At 68.4% G+C, this 18,503-nt stretch carries 20 protein-coding genes; 19 read left to right on the top strand and 1 reads right to left on the bottom strand.

The annotated features are described in order from the left end of the window. Window positions 1-15: 15 nt before the first annotated feature. The 15 genes from WS54_RS08380 (at window position 16) to WS54_RS08310 (ending at window position 14,341) form a co-directional block, all read left to right on the top strand. Complete coding sequence (locus tag WS54_RS08380) at window positions 16-1,671, top strand: ShlB/FhaC/HecB family hemolysin secretion/activation protein (RefSeq protein ID WP_230624761.1); 1,656 nt, start codon at window positions 16-18, stop codon at window positions 1,669-1,671. 65 nt (window positions 1,672-1,736) lie between these two features. Further along, window positions 1,737-3,542: a DUF2341 domain-containing protein gene (locus WS54_RS08375; protein ID WP_059784941.1), complete on the top strand. Its 1,806-nt coding sequence runs from the start codon at window positions 1,737-1,739 to the stop codon at window positions 3,540-3,542. Window positions 3,543-3,561: 19 nt separating this feature from the next. Beyond that, entirely contained in the window at window positions 3,562-3,972 is a 411-nt protein-coding gene (locus WS54_RS08370) for an ExbD/TolR family protein (protein ID WP_027780971.1), read from the top strand. Between the two features lie 4 nt (window positions 3,973-3,976). Next, entirely contained in the window at window positions 3,977-4,675 is a 699-nt protein-coding gene (locus WS54_RS08365) for a TonB family protein (RefSeq protein WP_059783027.1), read from the top strand. 91 nt (window positions 4,676-4,766) lie between these two features. Then, window positions 4,767-6,578, top strand: coding sequence for a putative porin (locus WS54_RS08360; protein WP_059783029.1), 1,812 nt, complete (start codon window positions 4,767-4,769; stop codon window positions 6,576-6,578). 12 nt (window positions 6,579-6,590) lie between these two features. Beyond that, the gene (locus tag WS54_RS08355; RefSeq protein WP_059783031.1) at window positions 6,591-7,268 is read left to right on the top strand and encodes a hypothetical protein; all 678 of its coding nucleotides are present in this window, start codon (window positions 6,591-6,593) and stop codon (window positions 7,266-7,268) included. Between the two features lie 59 nt (window positions 7,269-7,327). Next, complete coding sequence (locus tag WS54_RS08350) at window positions 7,328-7,900, top strand: YbjN domain-containing protein (protein WP_059784945.1); 573 nt, start codon at window positions 7,328-7,330, stop codon at window positions 7,898-7,900. Next, window positions 7,897-8,316, top strand: a complete 420-nt coding sequence (locus tag WS54_RS08345) for a hypothetical protein (RefSeq protein ID WP_236872706.1) — start codon at window positions 7,897-7,899, stop codon at window positions 8,314-8,316. The genes WS54_RS08350 and WS54_RS08345 overlap by 4 nt, the downstream gene beginning before the upstream one ends. A 46-nt stretch (window positions 8,317-8,362) precedes the next feature. Further along, a complete protein-coding gene (locus tag WS54_RS08340) occupies window positions 8,363-9,253 on the top strand; it encodes a peptidylprolyl isomerase (RefSeq protein ID WP_059783033.1) in 891 nt (296 codons plus the stop codon). A gap of 8 nt (window positions 9,254-9,261) precedes the next feature. Continuing rightward, window positions 9,262-10,152 carry a hypothetical protein gene (locus WS54_RS08335; protein WP_059783035.1) on the top strand — a complete coding sequence of 297 codons (891 nt, stop codon included), beginning with the start codon at window positions 9,262-9,264 and terminating at the stop codon, window positions 10,150-10,152. Window positions 10,153-10,192: 40 nt separating this feature from the next. Beyond that, window positions 10,193-10,558 (top strand): hypothetical protein, encoded by a 366-nt coding sequence (locus WS54_RS08330; protein ID WP_059784953.1) that lies wholly within the window; start codon window positions 10,193-10,195, stop codon window positions 10,556-10,558. A gap of 103 nt (window positions 10,559-10,661) precedes the next feature. Continuing rightward, entirely contained in the window at window positions 10,662-12,104 is a 1,443-nt protein-coding gene (locus WS54_RS08325) for a Do family serine endopeptidase (protein ID WP_059784956.1), read from the top strand. Beyond that, the gene (locus WS54_RS08320; RefSeq protein ID WP_059783037.1) at window positions 12,101-12,580 is read left to right on the top strand and encodes a hypothetical protein; all 480 of its coding nucleotides are present in this window, start codon (window positions 12,101-12,103) and stop codon (window positions 12,578-12,580) included. Before WS54_RS08325 ends, WS54_RS08320 begins: the two co-directional genes overlap by 4 nt. A 99-nt stretch (window positions 12,581-12,679) precedes the next feature. Beyond that, complete coding sequence (gene tecA / locus WS54_RS08315) at window positions 12,680-13,159, top strand: type 6 secretion system effector deamidase TecA (RefSeq protein WP_034204570.1); 480 nt, start codon at window positions 12,680-12,682, stop codon at window positions 13,157-13,159. A gap of 288 nt (window positions 13,160-13,447) precedes the next feature. Next, window positions 13,448-14,341, top strand: coding sequence for an IclR family transcriptional regulator (locus tag WS54_RS08310; protein WP_027780959.1), 894 nt, complete (start codon window positions 13,448-13,450; stop codon window positions 14,339-14,341). 123 nt (window positions 14,342-14,464) lie between these two features. Here WS54_RS08310 and WS54_RS08305 read toward each other — a convergent pair whose 3' ends face one another. Continuing rightward, entirely contained in the window at window positions 14,465-15,544 is a 1,080-nt protein-coding gene (locus WS54_RS08305; protein WP_034204572.1) for a porin, read from the bottom strand. Window positions 15,545-15,979: 435 nt separating this feature from the next. Between WS54_RS08305 and WS54_RS08300 the strand changes: the two genes are divergently transcribed. The 4 genes from WS54_RS08300 to WS54_RS08285 are packed head-to-tail and all read left to right on the top strand — an operon-like array spanning window position 15,980 to window position 18,498. Continuing rightward, the gene (locus WS54_RS08300) at window positions 15,980-16,297 is read left to right on the top strand and encodes a non-heme iron oxygenase ferredoxin subunit (RefSeq protein WP_006489883.1); all 318 of its coding nucleotides are present in this window, start codon (window positions 15,980-15,982) and stop codon (window positions 16,295-16,297) included. A 1-nt stretch (window position 16,298) separates the two neighbouring features. Next, window positions 16,299-16,610, top strand: a complete 312-nt coding sequence (locus WS54_RS08295) for a recombinase-like helix-turn-helix domain-containing protein (protein WP_059783038.1) — start codon at window positions 16,299-16,301, stop codon at window positions 16,608-16,610. 54 nt (window positions 16,611-16,664) lie between these two features. Next, complete coding sequence (locus tag WS54_RS08290) at window positions 16,665-17,735, top strand: aromatic ring-hydroxylating dioxygenase subunit alpha (protein WP_059783040.1); 1,071 nt, start codon at window positions 16,665-16,667, stop codon at window positions 17,733-17,735. After that, complete coding sequence (locus tag WS54_RS08285) at window positions 17,728-18,498, top strand: SDR family oxidoreductase (protein WP_059783042.1); 771 nt, start codon at window positions 17,728-17,730, stop codon at window positions 18,496-18,498. The genes WS54_RS08290 and WS54_RS08285 overlap by 8 nt, the downstream gene beginning before the upstream one ends. The last annotated feature ends 5 nt before the right edge of the window (window positions 18,499-18,503 follow it).

The following is an 18,503-nucleotide window of genomic DNA, read 5'->3' as shown; positions in this document are numbered from 1 at the left end:
AAAGGGGAATGGCGCATGCCGCCGAGAGTAGACCGCAAGTCACGCGAACGATGGCGGCTGAATGGCCGATGCCTGGCCGGTGCCGTGCTGGCCGGAGGCTTGAGCGTCGCTCCGGGCGTTCATGCGCAGGACGCTGCCGCGCCGGCCGCGAAGGCGGCGCCCGCCGCGCCGCAGTCGTTCGACGTGAATGCCTTCGTGGTGCGCGGCAACACGACGTTGCCGACGCTCGAGATCGAGAAGGCCGTGTATCCGTTCGAAGGGCCGGGCCGCACGCTCGCCGACGTGAACGCGGCCCGCGATGCGTTGCAGAAGGCGTATCAGGATCGCGGCTACCAGTCGGTCGTCGTCGAGTTGCCGCAGCAGCAGGTGAAGAACGGCGTGATCCTGCTGCAGGTGACCGAGGCGAAGGTCGGGCGTCTGCGCGTGGACGGCGCGCAATACAACTCGCCGCAGAACATCCGCGACGCGGTGCCCGCGCTGGCCGAAGGCAAGGTGCCCGATTTCAATCAGGCCCAGCAGCAGCTCACCGACCTGAACCGCTCGGCGGACCGCCAGGTGATTCCGGTGCTGAAGCCGGGCGCGCTGCCGCAGACGGTCGACGTCGACCTGAAGGTCGACGATCACAGCCCGCTGCACGGCTCGCTCGAACTGAACAACGACAACAGCCCCGGCACGTCGACGCTGCGCACGACTGCGAGCCTCAGCTATTCGAATCTGTGGCAGCTCGGCCACGTGATTTCCGGCACCTACGTGATCGCGCCGCAGCATCCGAACGATGCGCGCGTCTACGCGTTCTCGTATCTCGCGCCGATCAAGGATTCGCGCTGGAGCTTTCTGGCGACGGTCGTGCATTCGGACAGCAACGTCGCGTCGGTCGGCAACACCAACGTGCTCGGCAAGGGCACTACCTACGGCTTCACCGCGATCTATTCGCTGCCGGCGACGGAGACCTACGCGCATACGGTCAGCATCGAGATCGACCGCAAGCACTACGACGAAGACGTGTCGCTGCCGGGCCAGGGCGGCTCGACGGCGCCGCTCACTTACGTGCCGGTGACGCTGTCGTACAACGGCCAGCTGAGCCTGAAGAACTCGCAGACGTCGTTCTCCGCGTCGCTGACGACGAACATCCGCGGCCTCGGCAGCGACTGGGGCGCGTGGGACAACAAGCGCTACAACGCGACGCCAGATTTCGTGTACGGCAAGTTCGACGTGAATCACACGCAGCGCTTCGCGAACGACATGCAGGCCAATGCGCACGTGAGCGGGCAGATCTCGAACTCGCCGCTCGTGTCGAGCGAGCAGTTCGCCGCCGGCGGGATGAACAGCGTGCGCGGCTACATGCAGGCGGAAGACACGGCCGACAGCGGCGTGATCGCGTCGCTGGAGTTGCGCAGCCCGTCGCTGTCGAAGTGGCTCGGCGGCGCGGTCGGCAGCCGGGTGAACGAATGGCGCTTCCATGCGTTCTTCGACGCGGCGCACCTGTGGCTGCTGAGCCCGCTGCCGGAGCAGACGTCGCGCTTCAACCTGATGAGCGTCGGCGTCGGCACGCGGCTGCAGCTCATGAAATACGCGAGCGCGGATTTCGAGGCCGGCTGGCCGTTGAAGGCCGGCGTCTACACGCGGCAGTACAGCCCGCGGTTCGATTTCTACGTAAGGCTGGGTTTCTGACGGATTTTTTGTTCGTGGCGGGGCGATGCGACGAGCGCGGCGCCCGCCCATTCGGGGAGTGGATCGTGAAGCGAGTCTTGTTTTTCCTGTTGGCGGTGATGCTCGGCGTGCTGCCCGGCATCGCGAACGCATGGTGGCAGAACGACTGGTCGTACCGAAAGGCGATCACGATCGACGCGAGCCCGAAGGGCGCGAACCTCGCGGAATCGGCCGGCCGCGTGCCGCTGCTGATTCGCCTGCATTCGGGCAACTTCCAGTTCGACGGGCTGGCCGACAACGGCGCCGACATCCGCTTCGTCGCGGCCGACGACAAGACGCCGCTGAACTTCCATGTCGAGCAATACGATCCGGTGCTCGGCGTCGCGCTGATCTGGGTCGACGTGCCGAAGCTGCCGGCCGGCGCCGCGGAGTCGATCTGGATGTACTACGGCAACAAGAAGGCGCCGGACGGCGGCAAGCCGGCCGAGACGTTCGACCCCGACTACACGCTCGTCTATCACTTCAACGGCGCGGCCGGCGCCCCGCCGAAGGACGCGACCGCGTACGGCAACCACGCGCAGAACGCGTCGTTCCGCACGATCGAGGACGGCATCGTCGGCAAGGGCGCGCGGTTCGACGGCACGGGGTCGCTGACGCTGCCGGCGAGCCCGTCGCTGAACGTGCCGGCCGGCGGCAGCTTCACGTTCAGCGCATGGGTCAAGCCGTCGGCGCTCGCGCCGAACACGCTGCTGTACGGTCGCCGCGACGGCGCGAACGCGCTGCTGATCGGCCTCGACAACGGCGTGCCGTTCGCGGAAGTCCAGGGCGCGGCCGGCAATCCGGCGCCGGTGCGCACGCCGGCCGCGTCGCCGGTCGCCGCGAACCAGTGGACGTATGTCGCGGTCACGGCCGACGGCAAGAACCTGACCGTCTACGCGAACGGCAAGCAGGTGTCGCAGGTCGCGGCAACGCTGCCCGCGCTGAACGGCGTGACGACGATCGGCGCGGATGCGCCCGGCGCACCGGCCGGCTTTGCCGCGTATGCGGGCGCGCTCGACGAACTGCGTCTGTCGAAGATCGCGCGTTCGCCGGCCGCGATCGCGGTCGACGCGCTCGCGCAAGGCTCGGAATCGAAGCTGGTCGCGTACGGCGCCGACGAGAAGCAGTCGGGCTTCGGCTTCGGCTACTTCGGCGTGATCGTGCAGTCGGTGACCGTCGACGCGTGGGTCGTGATCACGATCCTGCTCGGGATGGCGCTCGTGTCGTGGATCGTGATGTGGACGAAGGCACGCTACGTCGGCACCGTCGACAAGGCGAACCAGTATTTCGTGCAGCGTTTCCGCGAAGTGGCCGGGCGTCACCTGATCGGCCTCGCGCACGTCGACGAAGGCAGCGCGGAAGGACGGCGCCTGTACCAGTCGTCGCTGTACCGGCTGTACAAGGCCGGCGTGCATGAAATTCACAGCCGCGTGGACGGCAACGGCCGCACGGTGATCACGTCCGAATCGATCGAGGCGATCCGCGCGTCGATGGACGCGACGCTCGTGCGCGAGAACCAGCGGCTGTCGAAATCGATGGTACTGCTGACGATCGCGATCTCGGGCGGCCCGTTCCTCGGCCTGCTCGGCACGGTGGTCGGCGTGATGATCACGTTCGCGGCGATCGCGGCGGCCGGCGACGTGAACGTGAACGCGATCGCACCGGGTATCGCGGCCGCGCTGCTCGCCACCGTCACGGGCCTGTTCGTCGCGATTCCCGCGCTGTTCGGCTACAACTACCTGCTGATCCGCAACAAGAACGTGACCGCGAACATGCAGGTGTTCGTCGACGAATTCGTCACGCGCCTGGCCGAAGCGCATCGCGCGCCCGACCACGCGGTGCTGGCCGACTGAACGCACGCAGGAGACCACCATGCAGGTTCAGGACGACGACAAGCCGTACGACGACATCAACATCACGCCGATGCTCGACCTCGCGTACGTGCTGCTGATCATCTTCATCATCATGACGACCGCGTCGGTGCAGGGCATCAAGGTCGACCTGCCGAAGGCGAGCTCGTCCGCGAGCCTCGCGAAACCGAAGACGAAGGCGATCACGGTCGCCGATTCGGGGCAGGTGTTCCTCGACGCGTATCCGGTGACGATGGACGAGCTCGAAAGCCGCTTGCGCACCGAGAAGGCGACCAATCCGGAATTCCCGATCGTGCTGAAGGGCGACGCAGCCGTGCAGTACCAGAAGGTCATGGACGTGCTCGACCTGCTGCGCCGGCTCGACCTGTCGCAGGTCGGGCTCGTGACCGGCAAGGCGAAGCAGGGCGGCTGACGCGATGGAAATGACCTACAACGGCGGCCCGCCGCAGAAAGGCCCCGGCCGTTTCGTGAAGCCGGTTGCGCTCGCGCTCGTGCTCGCCGGGCTCGCCGCGCTGATCTGGCATTTCGCGGGGGACACCGCGGGCGTGAAGCGCGCGAGCGCGCCGCAGGTGACGACGGTGATCCCGTTGCCGCCGCCCCCGCCGCCGCCGAAGCAGAAGCCGCCGCCCGAGAAGGTGAAGGAAGAGGTCAAGACGCCGGTCGAGCGGCCGACGATCGCGCCGAAGCCGTCCGAGGCGCCGAAGCCGTCGGACAACCAGCCGAAGCAGATGACGATGAACGCGCCCGCGCAGGCCGGCACCGACAGCTTCAACATCGGCGCGGGCGACGGCTCGGGCATGGTCGGCAGCGGCGGGGGCGGCAAGTTCGGCAACGCGAGCTATGCGCAGTACATGGTGTACGTGCTGCAGCGCGCGATCGAACAGGACAAGGGCGTGCAGGAGGTCGGCGGCGCGCGGTTCGCCGGCAGCCTGAACCTGTGGATGGATGCGTCGGGGCGGATCACGAAGGTGACGGTCGCGCAGTCGACCGGCGACGCGAAGATCGATGCGGCGGTCGTCGCGGCGGTCGAGGCGCTCGGCAAGGTCGACGAAGTGCCGCCGCCGGCGACGTCGTACCCGGTGCTCGTCAAGCTCCAGGGACGCAAGCCGGCATGACGATGCGCGAGAGAGACCACGAAAGAATCATGGGGCAGGTCCGTCGCACGGATCCTGCCGGAAAAGAAACGAAAATTGTTCGGAGCACTAGATGACTCGGAAGATGAACGGACGGGGCGGGGTGCCCTGCAACGGCGCGCCGCCCGCGCGCCTGTCGCGCGTCGGCGCGGCGGTGCTGACGCTGGGGCTGACGTGCGCGTCCGTCGCACAGGCGCAATCGCTCGAGGCGCAGGCGGCATCGGGGAAGGCCGCGCCGACGGAAAGCGTGGTGATCAACCTGATCAACCTGCTCGTCAAGCGCGGCGTGCTCACGCAGCAGAATGCGAACGAGCTGATCAGCGAGGCGCGCACCGAGGCCGTGCAGGCGCGGGCCGCGCGCGGGTCGGGCGCACCGGTCGTCGCGGGCGGCGTGGTCAATCCGCCGACGCAGCCGGGCGACGTCGCGGTGCCTTACGTGCCGCAACTTGTGCGCGACCAGATCCGCGACCAGGTGAAGCAGGAAGTGATCGCACAGGCGAAGGCCGAGAACTGGGCGCAGCCGAACACGTTCCCCGACTGGGTGTCGCGCATCAAGCTCGACGGCGACCTGCGCGTGCGCGACGAGTATCACTTCTACGGCAGCCGCAACGCGAACAACGTCACGAACTTCGCGGCGATCAACCAGGGCAACGGGTTCGACATCAACCCGAACACCAACACGACGCAGTTGCCGACGCAGAACACCACGCAGAACCGCAACAACCTGCTGCGCTACCGTGCGCGGCTCGGCGTGACCGCGACGCTGTCCGACGAAATGACGGCCGGCATCCAGCTCGCGAGCGGCAACGACAACGGGCCGGTGTCGACCACGGCCACCGCCGGCGGCGGCTTCGCGAAGAAGAACATCTGGCTGAACAAGGCGTTCTTCGCGTACAAGCCGACGCCGTGGCTGAACCTGACGGCCGGCCGCTTCGACAATCCGTTCTTCAAGTCGGACCTCGTGTTCTCCGACGACCTGATGATGGACGGGCTCGCGGCGAACCTGCGCCATGCGCTGCCGTGGAATCCGGACGTCACGCTGTTCGGCACGCTCGGCGTGTTCCCGATCCAGTACACGGGCGAGAACTTCCCGTCGAACAGCACCGACAAGGCCGGCAGCGACACGAAGTGGATGTTCGGCGCGCAGTTCGGCGCCGACTGGAAGATCGACGCGAAGAACCGGCTGCGCGGTGCGGTCGCGTACTACGACTTCCAGAACATGCGCGGCACGCTGTCGTCGCCGTGCGCGCTGTATCTCGGCGCGACCAACTGCAGCACCGACAACGAGGCGCCCGCGTTCATGCAGGGCGGCAACACGCTGATCGCGCTGCGCAACATCGTGCAGAACCCGAACCTCGCGCCGGGGATGACACCGCAGCCGCAGCTCTTCGGGCTCGCATACAACTACCGGTTGCTCGACCTGAAGGCGCAGTGGGATACCGTCGTGGCCGACCGCTTCAAGCTGCGCCTGGACGGCGAATACGTGCGCAACCTCGCGTACAACGACAACAAGGCGTTCGCGGCGGCGTCGTTGCCGGTCAACAACTACGAAGCGACGTCGGTGAACGCGACGCGGGCCGACTATCGCAGCGGCCCGAACGGCTTCCTCGCGAAGGCGACGGTCGGCGAGCCGGAGCCGCGCGAGAAGGGCCAGTGGAATTTCTCGATCGCGTACAAGTACCTGCAGCCGGACGCCGTGCTCGACGCGTTCAACGATCCCGATTTCCATCTCGGCGGCACCAACGCACGCGGCTACGTGATCGGCGCAGCCTATGCGGTCGCGCGCGACACGTGGGTGTCGGCCCGCTACCTGAGCTCGAAGGAAGTGTACGGGCCGCCGGTGTCGATCGACGTGCTGCAGATCGAGCTCAATGCTCGCTTCTGACCGGAGCCGCGCATGAATACGATCACTCGCACGATGCCGGCGGCCGCCGTCGCCGCCGCGCTGTTGTTCGCGGCCGTCGGCGCGCACGCGCAGAGCATCGAGGACAAGCTGCGCAGCCAGCTGCGCTCGACCGTGCAGGAGCTGCGCCAGTTGCAGGACAGTCAGGCGCAATTGCAGAGCGACAAGGCGGCGGCCGAGAAGCAGCGCGACGATGCGCTCGCGCAACTGAAGGCGATGCAGGGCCAGCTTGCAGCGGCGCGCGGCGACTCGGGCGCCGAGGCGGCCGCGAAGCGCGCGCTCGCGCAGGAGCGGGCCGGCCGCGAGCAGGACGCGAAGTCGCTCGCGAAATACAAGGCGTCCTATGAGGACTTGCTTGCCGTGTCGCGCGCCCGCGATGCGCAGCACGCGCAACTGCAGAAGGACGTCGCCGCGCGTGACACGCAACTGAAAACCTGCCAGGCACACAATGCCGAGCTGTATCGCGTCGGGCACGAGATTCTCGACGCGTACGAGCATGTCGGGATCGGCACGTTCCTCGCGTCGAGGCAGCCGTTCGCGCAGTCGGCCCGCGTGAAGTACGACGATCTCGCGCAGCGCTACGGCGATGCGTTGTATGCGGGAAAGTACGATCCGGCCGCGCGTGCGGCCACCACGGCACCCGCACCGGCATCGGCGGCGAGCGCGCCGTGAGCGTGCCGCCCGATATCGCATTGGAATCCATCGACTCGTCGAACAGGGAGAACCTCGACATGCAAGACCAGCAACCGAACGCCGGCGCCGAACGCGCGGCACACGATGCGCCGATCGAAGCGATCAGCGCGGACCATCTGGCCGACGTGCTGCGCCGTGCCGGCTACCGCGTGACGGCCGCCGAGCAGAACGGCTCGGTGCAACTGATGAGCGCGAGCCAGGGCATCGGCTTCGCGGTGCGCTTCGGCAACCCGGCGGCGCCGCTCGCGCCGCAGGGCGCCGACACGCCGCTCGCCGCGCTGCCGTACATCGACTACACGCTGTCGTGCGTGCTGCAAGTGCAGGGCGAATTGCCGGCCGAACTCGTCGCGGACTGGAACCGCACCAAGCGCTTCGCGCGTCTTGCGAGCCACGGGCAGTTTCTTGCGCTGGAGATGGACGTCGTCGTCGCGGGCGGCGTGTCCGAGCGCTATCTGCGCTCGACGGTCGAGCTGTGGGATCGGTTGATCCAGGAATTCCTGCTGCACCTGCGCAACCGCCCCGCGATGGCCGAGCAGGAAGCGGCGGCGCGGGCGGCGGCCGGCGAGCCGCGCGCCACGGCCGCCTCCGTCGAAGCGGCCGCGCAATCGTGATCGTCGCGCACCGGCTCGGTGCCGCGCTGCGCGCGTGGCTGCCGGGCCGCACGCGAGCCGACGCGACGGCCGCGGGTGACGCGCCTGTCGCGTGGCGCACGTACGCGCAACACGTCGCGCAGTGGCTGCAGACGGCGCTCGATGGCGACGATGCGGCCGCGGGCCGACTGCGCGCGGACATCGAACGTTGGGCCGACGCGCGGGCCGATGCCGGCGACGACGGGCCCGTGCTGCCGGTGCGCGCATGGCTCGACCAGCGCGGGCGGGTGACGCGGGTCGACAGCGCGGCGGCCGGGCAGGCGGTGCTCGACGCCGCACTGCACGCAGCGTTTGCCGGCAGGGAGATCGGCATGGTGCCGCCGCGCGGGATGACGCAACCGCTCGTGCTGCGTGTGGCGCTGACGGACGCACGCTGATACGGCGTCCGTATTTGAAAGAAGCAATCGAGAGGGCAGTCGAACGATGATGACGAAGATGAAGATGCTGGCGATGGTGGCGGGCGCTCTCGCGCTGGGCGTGCCGCTCGCGGCATGCGCGCAGGACGACGTGATCGCGAACGCCGCGCAGGCGTCGGTCACGCAGGCCGACATCGCCGGGCTGTTGAAGACCGTGAGCGCGGAAGGGCGCGAGCGCCTCGCGGCCGATCCCGCGGCGCTGGACCAGGTCGTGCGCTCGACGCTCGCGCAGAAGGCCGTGCTGGCCGAGGCGAAGTCGAAGGGCTGGGACCGGCAGCCGCAGGTGCAGGCAGCCGTCGAGCAGGCGCAGCGCGAAATCGTCGTGCGCAGCTATCTCGCGTCGGTGAATGCGCCGCCGGCCGACTACCCGTCGGACGCGGAGCTCCAGTCGGCCTACGACAAGAACCGCGCGGCGTTCACGGCGCCGCGTGCGCTGCACGTCGCGCAGATCTATGTCGCGGTGCCGCCGAACGCGGATGCCGCGACGCTCGACAAGGCGCGCAAGCAGGCCGCCGATCTCGCGAGCCGCGCGCGCAACGGCGATTTCGCGGCGCTGGCGAAGGCGAACTCGCAGGACAAGGCGAGCGCCGCGAACGGCGGTGATCTCGGTTTCGTGCCCGAGCAGCTGATGGTGCCGGCGGTCCGTCAGGCCGCCGACGCGTTGAAGCCGGGCCAGGTCTCCGCGCCGATCCAGACACCGGCCGGTTTCCACGTCGTGAAGCTGATCGAGATACGCGCGGCCGCGCCGCGTCCGCTGGCCGACGTGAAGGAGCAACTGCGCGCGATGCTGCGCGCCCAGCGCACGCAGCAGAATGCCCAGGCGTATCTCGCGAAGCTGGCCGCGAACGCCCCGATCAACGAAGACGCGCTGAAGAAAGCGCTCGCGTCGGCCCGGTAGGCGCGCTCATGGCCACGCTCCGTTCGACGCCGCGCGTCGAGGCGCCCGACGCGCGTACGCCGGGGCGTCGTCGCTCCGCCGCCGCCTCCGACCGTCCGCGCATGCCGAAGGCGAACCCGTGGCCGGGCCGGCCCGGCGAGTGGCCGACGCATTGTCCGCTGTGCTTCGGCGCGCTGGAGCCGCTGCCCGGCGCGGGCGGCTATGCGCGGCACCGCAGCGCGCGATGTTCCGCGCAGTGCGTGCTCACCACACGCCAGTATCAACCGGAGGAGCCGACGATTCGCGGCTCGCGCGACGTGCAGGTCGCGGCTCGTCATCGGGACCGTTTCATCGCGCAGTGGCCGCGGCATTACGCGCTGATGCGACGCGCGTGGCCCGCGCTCACGATCGGGCGCTTCATCGCGGTGATCTCGTGCGCGGATGTCGCGGATCTCTGGTCGTACAGGACGTTGCGCGACGACGATCTCGCCGCCGTGCTGCTCGTCCTGGCCGGTTTCCTGCGCGTGCCGGATGCGTCGGGCATCGCTGCGCCGGGCGTCCGTATGCCCGGAGCCGGTACGCCCGGAGCCGGTATGCCGGCCGCCGGTACGCCGGCCGACGATGCGCGCCCGCCAGCCGTTCGCTGGGTGCGCTTCTGGTTCGACGCGAGCGTGCGCGACGTCGGCGATTTGTGGACGGCCGGCAACGACGCGGCGCCGCTGTTTCGCGTCGACTACCGGGAGCCGCTCGTCACGCCGTATCCGACCGGCGCGCAAGTGCACGCGTGGCAGCCGGTCGACGGCATGCGCGAGGCATGGGCGCGGCATGTCGATGCGGGCGAACCGGCCGTCGACGCAGCCGATCGCGCGGCGTTCGGGCGCTTCCTGGCCCGTGCGCCGGCGGCCGGCACGGGAGCATGACGGCATGCGCGCGATGGCGTCGTTACCGATGGAGGCGCGGATGAAGCGGCGACGAAACGGCATCGCGGCGGCGATCGTCTGCCTGCTGCTGGCGGCCGGCGCGCATGCGCAGGGCGGCCGCGCGGCGGCGACCGAGCCCGGCTCGGCCGCGAAGCCGGTGTGCGTCGACGCGGAAGTCGACGGCAAGCGCGCGCTGTCGTACGACTGCCTGAGCGAACAACTGAAGCCGAAGGCCGAGCCGCAGGCGGGCGCGTCGCAAACGGATTCGGAGCGGCTGTCGAAGCAGCCGTCGAACCGTCTCGGCACGTTCAACCTGTCGACCGAGCGGAATCGCTTCGGCGCGAACTGGGGCAAATCCGTGACGCCGCAACGGCCGAATGCGCCGGTTGCCGTGCCGCCGAAGTGAAGCGCTCGTGCAGCCGCCGCACGCGAACGGTGCGGCGGACCAACGGTTGGGGAACGGGCATGGGCCGGTGGCGCACCGGCGCGAACCGACGAGGAGCAGCAACGTGAAATCGGGCAAGCACATCGGCAGCGGGGCGGCGCTCGCGGCCGGGCTCGCTGTGACGCTCGCCTGCGCATGCGGCGCGGCCACCGGCGCCGAGCGCGCGGTGCAGGGGGCCGGCACGCCCACGGTTGCGCTGCCGAACTTCGCGGCGCTCGTGCGGCGCGTCGGGCCGGCGGTCGTCAACATCAGCGTCACGCGCGAAGTCACGCAGATGGGGATCCAGTTGCCGCCCGGCATCGCGCCCGATCATCCGCTCGCGCCGTTTCTCGCGCGGCGCGTGATCGGCAACCGCGAGGAGGTGAGCCTCGGCTCCGGCTTCATCGTGAGCGCGGACGGCGTGATCCTGACCAACCGGCACGTGGTCGGCGACGCGCTCGCCATCGACGTGAAGCTGACCGACAAGCGCCAGTTCAAGGGGCGCGTGATCGGCAGCGATCCCGTATCCGACGTCGCGGTGATCCGCATCGACGCGCACGACCTGCCGGTCGTCGCGACCGGCGACCCGGCGCGCACCGAGGTCGGCGACTGGGTGATGGCCATCGGGTCGCCGTACGGGTTCGCGAATACGGTCACGCAGGGCATCGTCAGCGCGAAATCGCGTTCCCTGCCCGGCGAGCAGGCGATTCCGTTCATCCAGACCGACGTGCCGATCAATCCCGGCAATTCGGGCGGCCCGCTGTTCGACCTGAGCGGCCGCGTGATCGCGATCAACTCGATGATCTTCTCGAAGACGGGCGGCTACCAGGGGCTCGCGTTCGCGATTCCGATCGACATCGCGCTCGACGTGAAGGATCAGTTGCTGCGCACCGGCAAGGTCACGCGCGGCCGGCTCGGCGTGGCCCTGCAGGAAGTGAGCCAGGCGCTCGCGCGTTCGTTCGGCCTCGCGAGCCCGGACGGTGCGCTGATCACGATGGTCGAGCCGGACGGCCCGGCCGCGCGCGCGGGCCTGAAGGCGGGCGACGTCGTGCTCGCGGTCGACGGCAAGCCGGTCGCGGAATCGGCGGATTTGCTCGGCATGGTTGCGGCCATGCGGGCGGGCCGGCAAACCGATCTGCTCGTGTGGCGCGCGGGCCGGGCGATGCACGTGATCGCGACGGTCGGCGCGTTCGACAGCGGCACGGCGTCGGCGGGCGGCGAACAGGGGCCTGCGCGGTTCGGGCTCGCGCTGCGGGCTGCGACGGAGCAGGAGCGCCAGCGGCTCGGCGTCGGCCAGGCCCTCGTCGTCGAACAGGCGAGCGGCCAGGCGGCGCGCGCGGGGTTGCAGCCCGGCGATGCCGTGCTGTCGGTCAATGGCGTGCCGGTCGCGAGCATCGGCGCGCTGATGGCCGGAATCGATGCCGCGCACGGCAACGTCGCGCTGCTGGTGCAGCGTGGCGGCACGCGGCTGTATGTGCCGATCGAGATCGGCCGGGCGGATTCGTCGTCGAAACGGGAGGCGGGATGAAGCGAATGCGCAAGCAGCGCGCATCGGGATGGCTGGGGGCGATCGTCGTCGCGTCGGTGCTGGCCGCGGGCGCGGCCCCGGCCGTCGCGCAGACGGCCGACGTGCCGCAAGCGTGGATCCGCTATGGCCAGCTCGCCGGGCAGCAGTTCCAGACGTGGCTCGAAGCGGACGGCGACGCGGCCGATCGGCTCCACCGCTATCTCGAGACGCGCGTGCTGAACGCGCGCGCCGATGCGCCGCCGCCCGCGATCGTCGTGCGTGCGTGGATCGGCGCGAACGGCGTCGTCACGCGCGTCGAATTCGCGTCGCTCGGCGATCCGGACGCGGACGCGACGCTGCGACAACTGCTGACGGCCGGCCCGCTGACCGAGCCGCCGCCGCCGGACATGCTGCAGCCGTTGCGCGTGCGCCTGCGGCTCGCGCCCAATCCCGACGCGGCGGCGGCCGCACCGGCGTCGGCGGCGCGCATGCCGTGACGTGCCGGGCCGGGTAGAGATCGACGGATATCGTAATAAGATATGAAGAGATCGCATCGGCGGGACAATGACGTCCCGCTTTCCTGAGAGGAGCTATCCGTGCAACTGACCCAGTTAGGCGGGCATGTCGCCCAATCCGGCATCGCCGAGCGGCAAAAACACGCGCAAGCATTGATGTTCGGGATGGCGAACATCGACGAGTACGTGTCCGGCGGCGTGTGCTACGACGCCGCGGCGTATGTCCGGTATCTGCTGCGCGCCGACACGATGATCGCGCCCGGTGTGCTGCTCGACACGATCGGTCAGCTGTGGAAGACGCGCTTCAACTTCGAGACCGGCGATCAATGGGACGGACGCGCGAGCATTCCGGCGGGCACTGCGGTCGGTTTCGCCCGCGGCGGCAATGTCTTTCACGCCGCGATCGCCGTGGGCGGCACCCGGATCCGCGGGATCAACGGCGGCCTGCTGGGCGCCGGATGGCTGCATCCTGTCGATCTGGCACGGGTGCTGCAGCCGGATCCGGCCGGCGGTTTTACGTACGACCGCACGACCATTCGCGTTTATCTGTCGCGCCTGTAGGCCGTCGGGCGTCGAATCTCGCGCCGTTTCCGCCGTGACCCGTTGGCGGCCGCGCGCCGGCGCCGCGCGGCCGCTTTCCCGCCGTTCGGCGATATCCGCATGGCGTCGCGCCGTCCAACGCTGCTATCCTCTCGACCTTGAGTGACGCGTCATCGCGGCGTGGGCGCGCATGCCGCCTCGCGGCGCCGCGCGCCGGTGCGAGCCATGCGCGCACTGAGGTAGCATGACCGAATATCCACGACGATCGATGACCTGTTTCGTGACCGACTTCCTTCCGTCCATGTCCACATGGTCAAGACAACGATGAGCGATGCACCCGATCCGGCAGCGCCCGGCGACGACGAGCCGTCCGGCGGCGCGTCGTCGTATCTGGTGCCCGGCCTCGAACGCGGGCTGCGAATCCTCGCCGAATTCTCCGCGCGCGAGCCGGTGCTCGGCGCGCCCGAGCTGTCGAAGCGCATCGGCATTCCGCGCACGACCACGTTCCGCCTGCTGCAGACGCTCGAAGCGCTCGGTTTTCTCGAACGCGTGAACGGCGATCGCTATTTCCGGCTCGGCGTCGGCGTGCTGCGGCTCGGCTTCGAATACCTGAATTCGCTCGAACTGACCGATCTCGGCGCGCCCGTGCTCGAACGGCTGCGCGATTCCACCGGCCTGTCGACGCACCTGCTGATCCGCGACCAGCGTGACGTGGTGTTCGTCGCGAAGGCGCAGAGCAATGCGTCGATGTTCGGTTCGGTGAAGGTGCACGTCGGCACGCGCCTGCCCGCGCATGCGACCGTGCACGGCCACGTGCTGATGGGCGACCTGACGCGCGACGCGTTGCGGCAGCTCTATCCGGAGAAGAAACTCGAACAGTTCACCGAGCGCACGCCCGGCACCGTGGACGAACTGTACGAACGCGTGCGTCATTACGCGCGGCTCGGCTACGCGGTCAGCGAGGCGGCGTTCGAGAGCGGCATTTCGGCCGTGACCGCGCCCGTGCGCGATCACTCGGGCTCCATCGTCGCGGCGATCACCGCGACGGTGCCGCGCTCGGAGATCGGCGACGCCGGCGAGAAGGAGCGGCTCGTCGAAGCCGTGTGCGGCGCGGCGGTCGACCTGTCGCAACGGCTGAACTATCGGCCGCTCGAAAGCGACCCGACGTTCGCGCATGCGCGCCACAAGGTCGCGATGTTCTGATCCACCGAACGAGCCGCCTCGCGCGGCTTCGCCGATCGCCGGCAACCCGTCGCCAACGAGAAAGAGCAGCCCGCGGGCTGCTCTTTTCGTTTGCGGCACCGGGGCAACCGCGTCCGCCGTCGCTCAGAACGAGTGGTGGATGCCGGTCAGCACGATCACCTGGTTCGCGGTGCTCGACGTGCCGGCCGTGAAGAACGCGGCCTTGGCGCCACCCGAACCGTGTTCGTAAAGCACGTTCGCATACAACTGCGTGCGCTTCGACAACGCGTAGATGTCGCCGAGTTCGACCTGAGTCCAGCGGCGGCCGGCCAGCGTCGTGGTCGCCGCGCCGCCCGCGATCGTGTTGAACGCGCTGCTGCGGTAGTTCACGCCCGCGTCGTAGCTCTGGAACGTGTCGGAAAACCCGTTCGACTGCATCTTCACGCGCGTATAGAGGCCGTGCACGAGGAAGTCGCCGATCTGGTACGACGCGCCCGCGCCGATGTTCTCGACCTTGTTCGCGAGGTAGCCGTTCGCGGTGTTCTGCCCCTGGAACGACGCGATGCCCGTCTGGCCGATCAGGATCGAGCGGTCGTGCTCGTTCGAGTAGACGGCCGACGCCTTGAACGGCCCGTTCGCATAGTTCAGCGCGACGCCGACCGATTTGCCGGTCGAGAAATTCGTCGTGTTGCCGAGCGCGAGCGTCGCCGCGGCCGAGAAGCCCGCGACGCTCGGCGAACGGTACTTGACCGCGTTGTTGTACGGCACGTTGCCGGTCGCGGCGAGCCCGTCGATGTTGCCCGGGTGGAACGCGTACCAGCTCATCGCGAGGTACGCGGTGCTGAGCGGATCGAGATAGTCGAACGCCAGCGGCGTCTGGCGGCCGAGCGTCAGCGTGCCGTAGCGCTCGGCGCTGAGGCCGACGAACGCCGCGCGGTTCCAGATCGTGTTCGCGGTCGCGAACTGGCCGTTGTTCGTATAGAAGCCGTTCTCCAGCTGGAAGATCGCCGACAGCCCGTTACCGAGATCTTCCTTGCCTTTCAGGCCCCAGCGATCGGGCTGCGTATTGCCCTGGATCATCGCCCACTTCGCGTGGCCGCCGACGTTGTTCACGTACGCGACACCCGCATCCAGGCTGCCGTACAGCACCACGCTGCTCTGCGCCCACGCGCCCGACACGGCGCCCATTCCGATGACTGCCGCTGCTACCGCATGCTTGACCATTTTGTCTCCTGACTCTCCAACCTGATGAAAACGTGTTGTGACGGGGCTGCGCAGGGACGGCCGGCCGTCGCGCATGTTCATCGCCGAACGGGCATTTTTATGTTCCATACAAGGAACAACGTGCCTCTAGTGGAATGAAGTATAGAGGTGTCCGACGGGTGATCAAAAATAAATTTATCGGGCCGGATCGGGTGGGCGCTGATCTGCAACATGGGCTCGAGAATCCTGAAAAACGGACTTAAATCCCCGCAACCAAACAAAAAATCACATTTGACGAGGTAGGCCGCGACGATCGTCGACCCGCCGGTCGGTGTTTTCCCTAGGACATGCAGCTTTTTGTTTTACTCGAGGAAGCTCGCTCCTATAATCACCATCCATAAACTGTTGTTCCTGATATGGAACAAACCGAGAGTCGATCAGAAGGAAGGGTGCGAGATGTCTGAGCAATGGATTTGCGCCGGTCACGCCGGCGCGCTGTCGGAAGACACGCCGATCGAGTTCAAGCGGACCGACGGCGTGGAAATCGGGATCTACCGCGTCGGCGACGACGTGTATGCGCTCGAGAACGTGTGCCCGCATGCGTACGCGCTGCTGACGCAGGGGTTCGTCGACGAAGGCACGGTCGAATGCCCGCTGCACGAGGCCGTGTTCGACATCAAGACGGGCGAATGCCTGAAGGGGCCGGGCGGACGTGCGCTGAAGCAGTACGCGGTGCGCCTCGCCGGCGAGGAAATCCAGATCAAGGTGGAATGACATGAAAGAAGCGACCGTCAACTTCAATCCCTTCCTGAAGCCGTGGGTGGCGCCGCAGCCGAACAACGTCGCGGGCAAGGGGCAGATCGAGATCCCCGGCCAGGTCGAGAACCAGGTCTGGCAGAACCGCAAGGCCGAACCGACCCAGTACGAGAACGACCTCGGCGATGCGCTCGAACGCGTGTTCGAGAGCGGCGCGACCGAGCTGGACGATGTCGTCGCGGGCCTGAACCGCATCGGCTTTCGCGCGCCGGACGGCACCGCGTGGACTGCCGAGCGCTTTCGCGCCGAAATGGCCTCGCTGGCGGAATGAGCGCGCGCGCCGCGTGACCGCCGACCCGACGACAACCGCATCCGGAGCACACTGATGACGTCCCCCGCACAATACGAAGCCCAACGCGACCCGGTCCGCGATTACCTCGACCGCGGCATCAAGAATTACTGGTATCCCGTCGCGCCGAGCTGGCAGGTGTCGAACGCACCCGTCGGTCTCACGCGCCTGTCCGAGCAGATCGTGCTGTGGCGCGATCACGAAGGCAAAGTCCATGCGCTGGAAGATCGCTGCCCGCACCGCGGCGCGCGCCTGTCGCTCGGCTGGAACCTCGGCGGCAACATCGCGTGCTGGTATCACGGCATCGAAGTCGACGGCGGCGGCACGGTCAACCGCGTGCCGGCCGTGTCGAACTGTCCGCTCGAAGGCATGAAGTGCGTGAAGTCGTATCCGGTCGAAGAGAAGGCCGGCGCGATCTTCCTGTGGTTCGGCGACGAAGCGCACGGCGAGCCGGCGCCGCTGAACCTGCCGGAAGAGCTCGTGGCCGACGAGTACGGCCATTTCCTGTGCGTGTCGAACTGGAAGTGCAATTACCAGTACGCGATCGACAACGTGATGGACCCGATGCACGGCGCCTACCTGCACGCGACGTCGCACTCGATGGCCGAAGGCGACAAGCAGGCCGACATGCGCGTGCGCAAGACGGATACGGGCCTGATGTTCGAGAAGATCGGCCAGCGCGACGTGAACTTCGACTGGGTCGAACTCGGCGAAACGGGCTGCCTGTGGATGCGCCTCGCGATTCCGTACAAGCAGAAGTTCGGCCCCGGCGGCAACTTCGGGATCATCGGCTTCGCGACGCCGGTCGACGGCGACCACTGCCAGGTCTATTTCTGGCGTACCCGCAAGGTCAGCGGCTGGCAGCGCGACGTGTGGCGCTTCATGTACCGCAACCGTCTCGAAGGCTTGCACTGGGACGTGCTCGAACAGGACCGCTACGTCCTCGAAAGCCTCGCGCCGCATGCGCGCGATCACGAATACCTGTACCAGCACGACGTCGGCATCACGCGCGTGCGCCGGATGCTGCGCCAGCGGGCGCAGGAGCATCTGTCCGCGCTCGACGCGCATCGCGCGGCACACGCCGCTTCGGAGCCCGCGAATGGCTGAGCGCGCTCCGGTCGTGGCGCTGCCCGGTCGCCGCGTGCTCGTCACGGGCGGCGCGCGCGGTCTCGGCGCCGCATTCGTGAAGGCGCTGGTCGAAGCGGGCGCGCAGGTCGCGTTCGGCGACGTGCTGGCGGAAGAGGGCCGCGCGCTGGCCGCGCAGCTCGCCCGCGCCGGCCACACCGCGCATTTCTTCGCACTCGACCTCGCCGACCCGGCCAGCATCGACGCATTCGTCGCGCAGGGCGCGGCGGCGCTCGGCGGTATCGACGCGCTGATCAACAACGCGGCGATCACGAACTCGGGCGGCAAGCTGTCGACGGAGCTCGACGTGTCGACGTGGGACGCCGTGATGAACGTGAACGTGCGCGGCGTGTGGCTCGTCAGCAATGCGGCGTTGCCGCACCTCGCGCAGTCGGGCCGCGGCGCGATCGTGAATCTGGCATCGGACACCGCGCTGTGGGGCGCGCCGAAGCTGCTCGCGTACGTCGCCAGCAAGGGCGCGGTGATCGCGATGACGCACGCGCAGGCACGCGAGTTCGGCGCGCATGGCGTGACGGTCAACGCGATCGCGCCGGGGCTCACCGAAGTCGAGGCGACCGCGTACGTGCCGGCGGAACGCCACGCGTTCTACCTGCAGGGCCGCGCGCTCGCACGCGCGCAGGTGCCCGACGACGTGACGGGCCCCGTGCTGTTCCTGCTGTCGGACGGCGCGCGCTTCGTGACGGGTCAATTGCTGCCGGTGAACGGCGGCTTCGTGATGAATTGAATCGA

This window comes from Burkholderia sp. NRF60-BP8 (assembly GCF_001522585.2).
Taxonomy (GTDB): Bacteria; Pseudomonadota; Gammaproteobacteria; order Burkholderiales; family Burkholderiaceae; genus Burkholderia.
The sequence above is the reverse complement of the archived record's forward strand: the minus strand, read 5'-3'. Positions and strand labels throughout refer to the sequence as shown.

Excerpts from the sequence above, each read along its gene's own strand:
- WS54_RS08290 (WP_059783040.1), top strand. The coding sequence starts at position 16,665 with ATGACGTCCCCCGCACAATACGAAGCCCAACGCGACCCGGTCCGCGAT.
- WS54_RS08310 (WP_027780959.1), top strand. The coding sequence starts at position 13,448 with ATGGTCAAGACAACGATGAGCGATGCACCCGATCCGGCAGCGCCCGGC.
- WS54_RS08360 (WP_059783029.1), top strand. The coding sequence starts at position 4,767 with ATGACTCGGAAGATGAACGGACGGGGCGGGGTGCCCTGCAACGGCGCG.
- WS54_RS08380 (WP_230624761.1), top strand. The coding sequence starts at position 16 with ATGCCGCCGAGAGTAGACCGCAAGTCACGCGAACGATGGCGGCTGAAT.
- WS54_RS08320 (WP_059783037.1), top strand. The coding sequence starts at position 12,101 with ATGAAGCGAATGCGCAAGCAGCGCGCATCGGGATGGCTGGGGGCGATC.
- WS54_RS08305 (WP_034204572.1), bottom strand. The coding sequence starts at position 15,544 with ATGGTCAAGCATGCGGTAGCAGCGGCAGTCATCGGAATGGGCGCCGTG.
- WS54_RS08365 (WP_059783027.1), top strand. The coding sequence starts at position 3,977 with ATGGAAATGACCTACAACGGCGGCCCGCCGCAGAAAGGCCCCGGCCGT.
- WS54_RS08370 (WP_027780971.1), top strand. The coding sequence starts at position 3,562 with ATGCAGGTTCAGGACGACGACAAGCCGTACGACGACATCAACATCACG.
- WS54_RS08350 (WP_059784945.1), top strand. The coding sequence starts at position 7,328 with ATGCAAGACCAGCAACCGAACGCCGGCGCCGAACGCGCGGCACACGAT.
- WS54_RS08300 (WP_006489883.1), top strand. The coding sequence starts at position 15,980 with ATGTCTGAGCAATGGATTTGCGCCGGTCACGCCGGCGCGCTGTCGGAA.
- WS54_RS08355 (WP_059783031.1), top strand. The coding sequence starts at position 6,591 with ATGAATACGATCACTCGCACGATGCCGGCGGCCGCCGTCGCCGCCGCG.
- WS54_RS08330 (WP_059784953.1), top strand. The coding sequence starts at position 10,193 with ATGAAGCGGCGACGAAACGGCATCGCGGCGGCGATCGTCTGCCTGCTG.
- WS54_RS08295 (WP_059783038.1), top strand. The coding sequence starts at position 16,299 with ATGAAAGAAGCGACCGTCAACTTCAATCCCTTCCTGAAGCCGTGGGTG.
- WS54_RS08340 (WP_059783033.1), top strand. The coding sequence starts at position 8,363 with ATGATGACGAAGATGAAGATGCTGGCGATGGTGGCGGGCGCTCTCGCG.
- WS54_RS08335 (WP_059783035.1), top strand. The coding sequence starts at position 9,262 with ATGGCCACGCTCCGTTCGACGCCGCGCGTCGAGGCGCCCGACGCGCGT.
- WS54_RS08285 (WP_059783042.1), top strand. The coding sequence starts at position 17,728 with ATGGCTGAGCGCGCTCCGGTCGTGGCGCTGCCCGGTCGCCGCGTGCTC.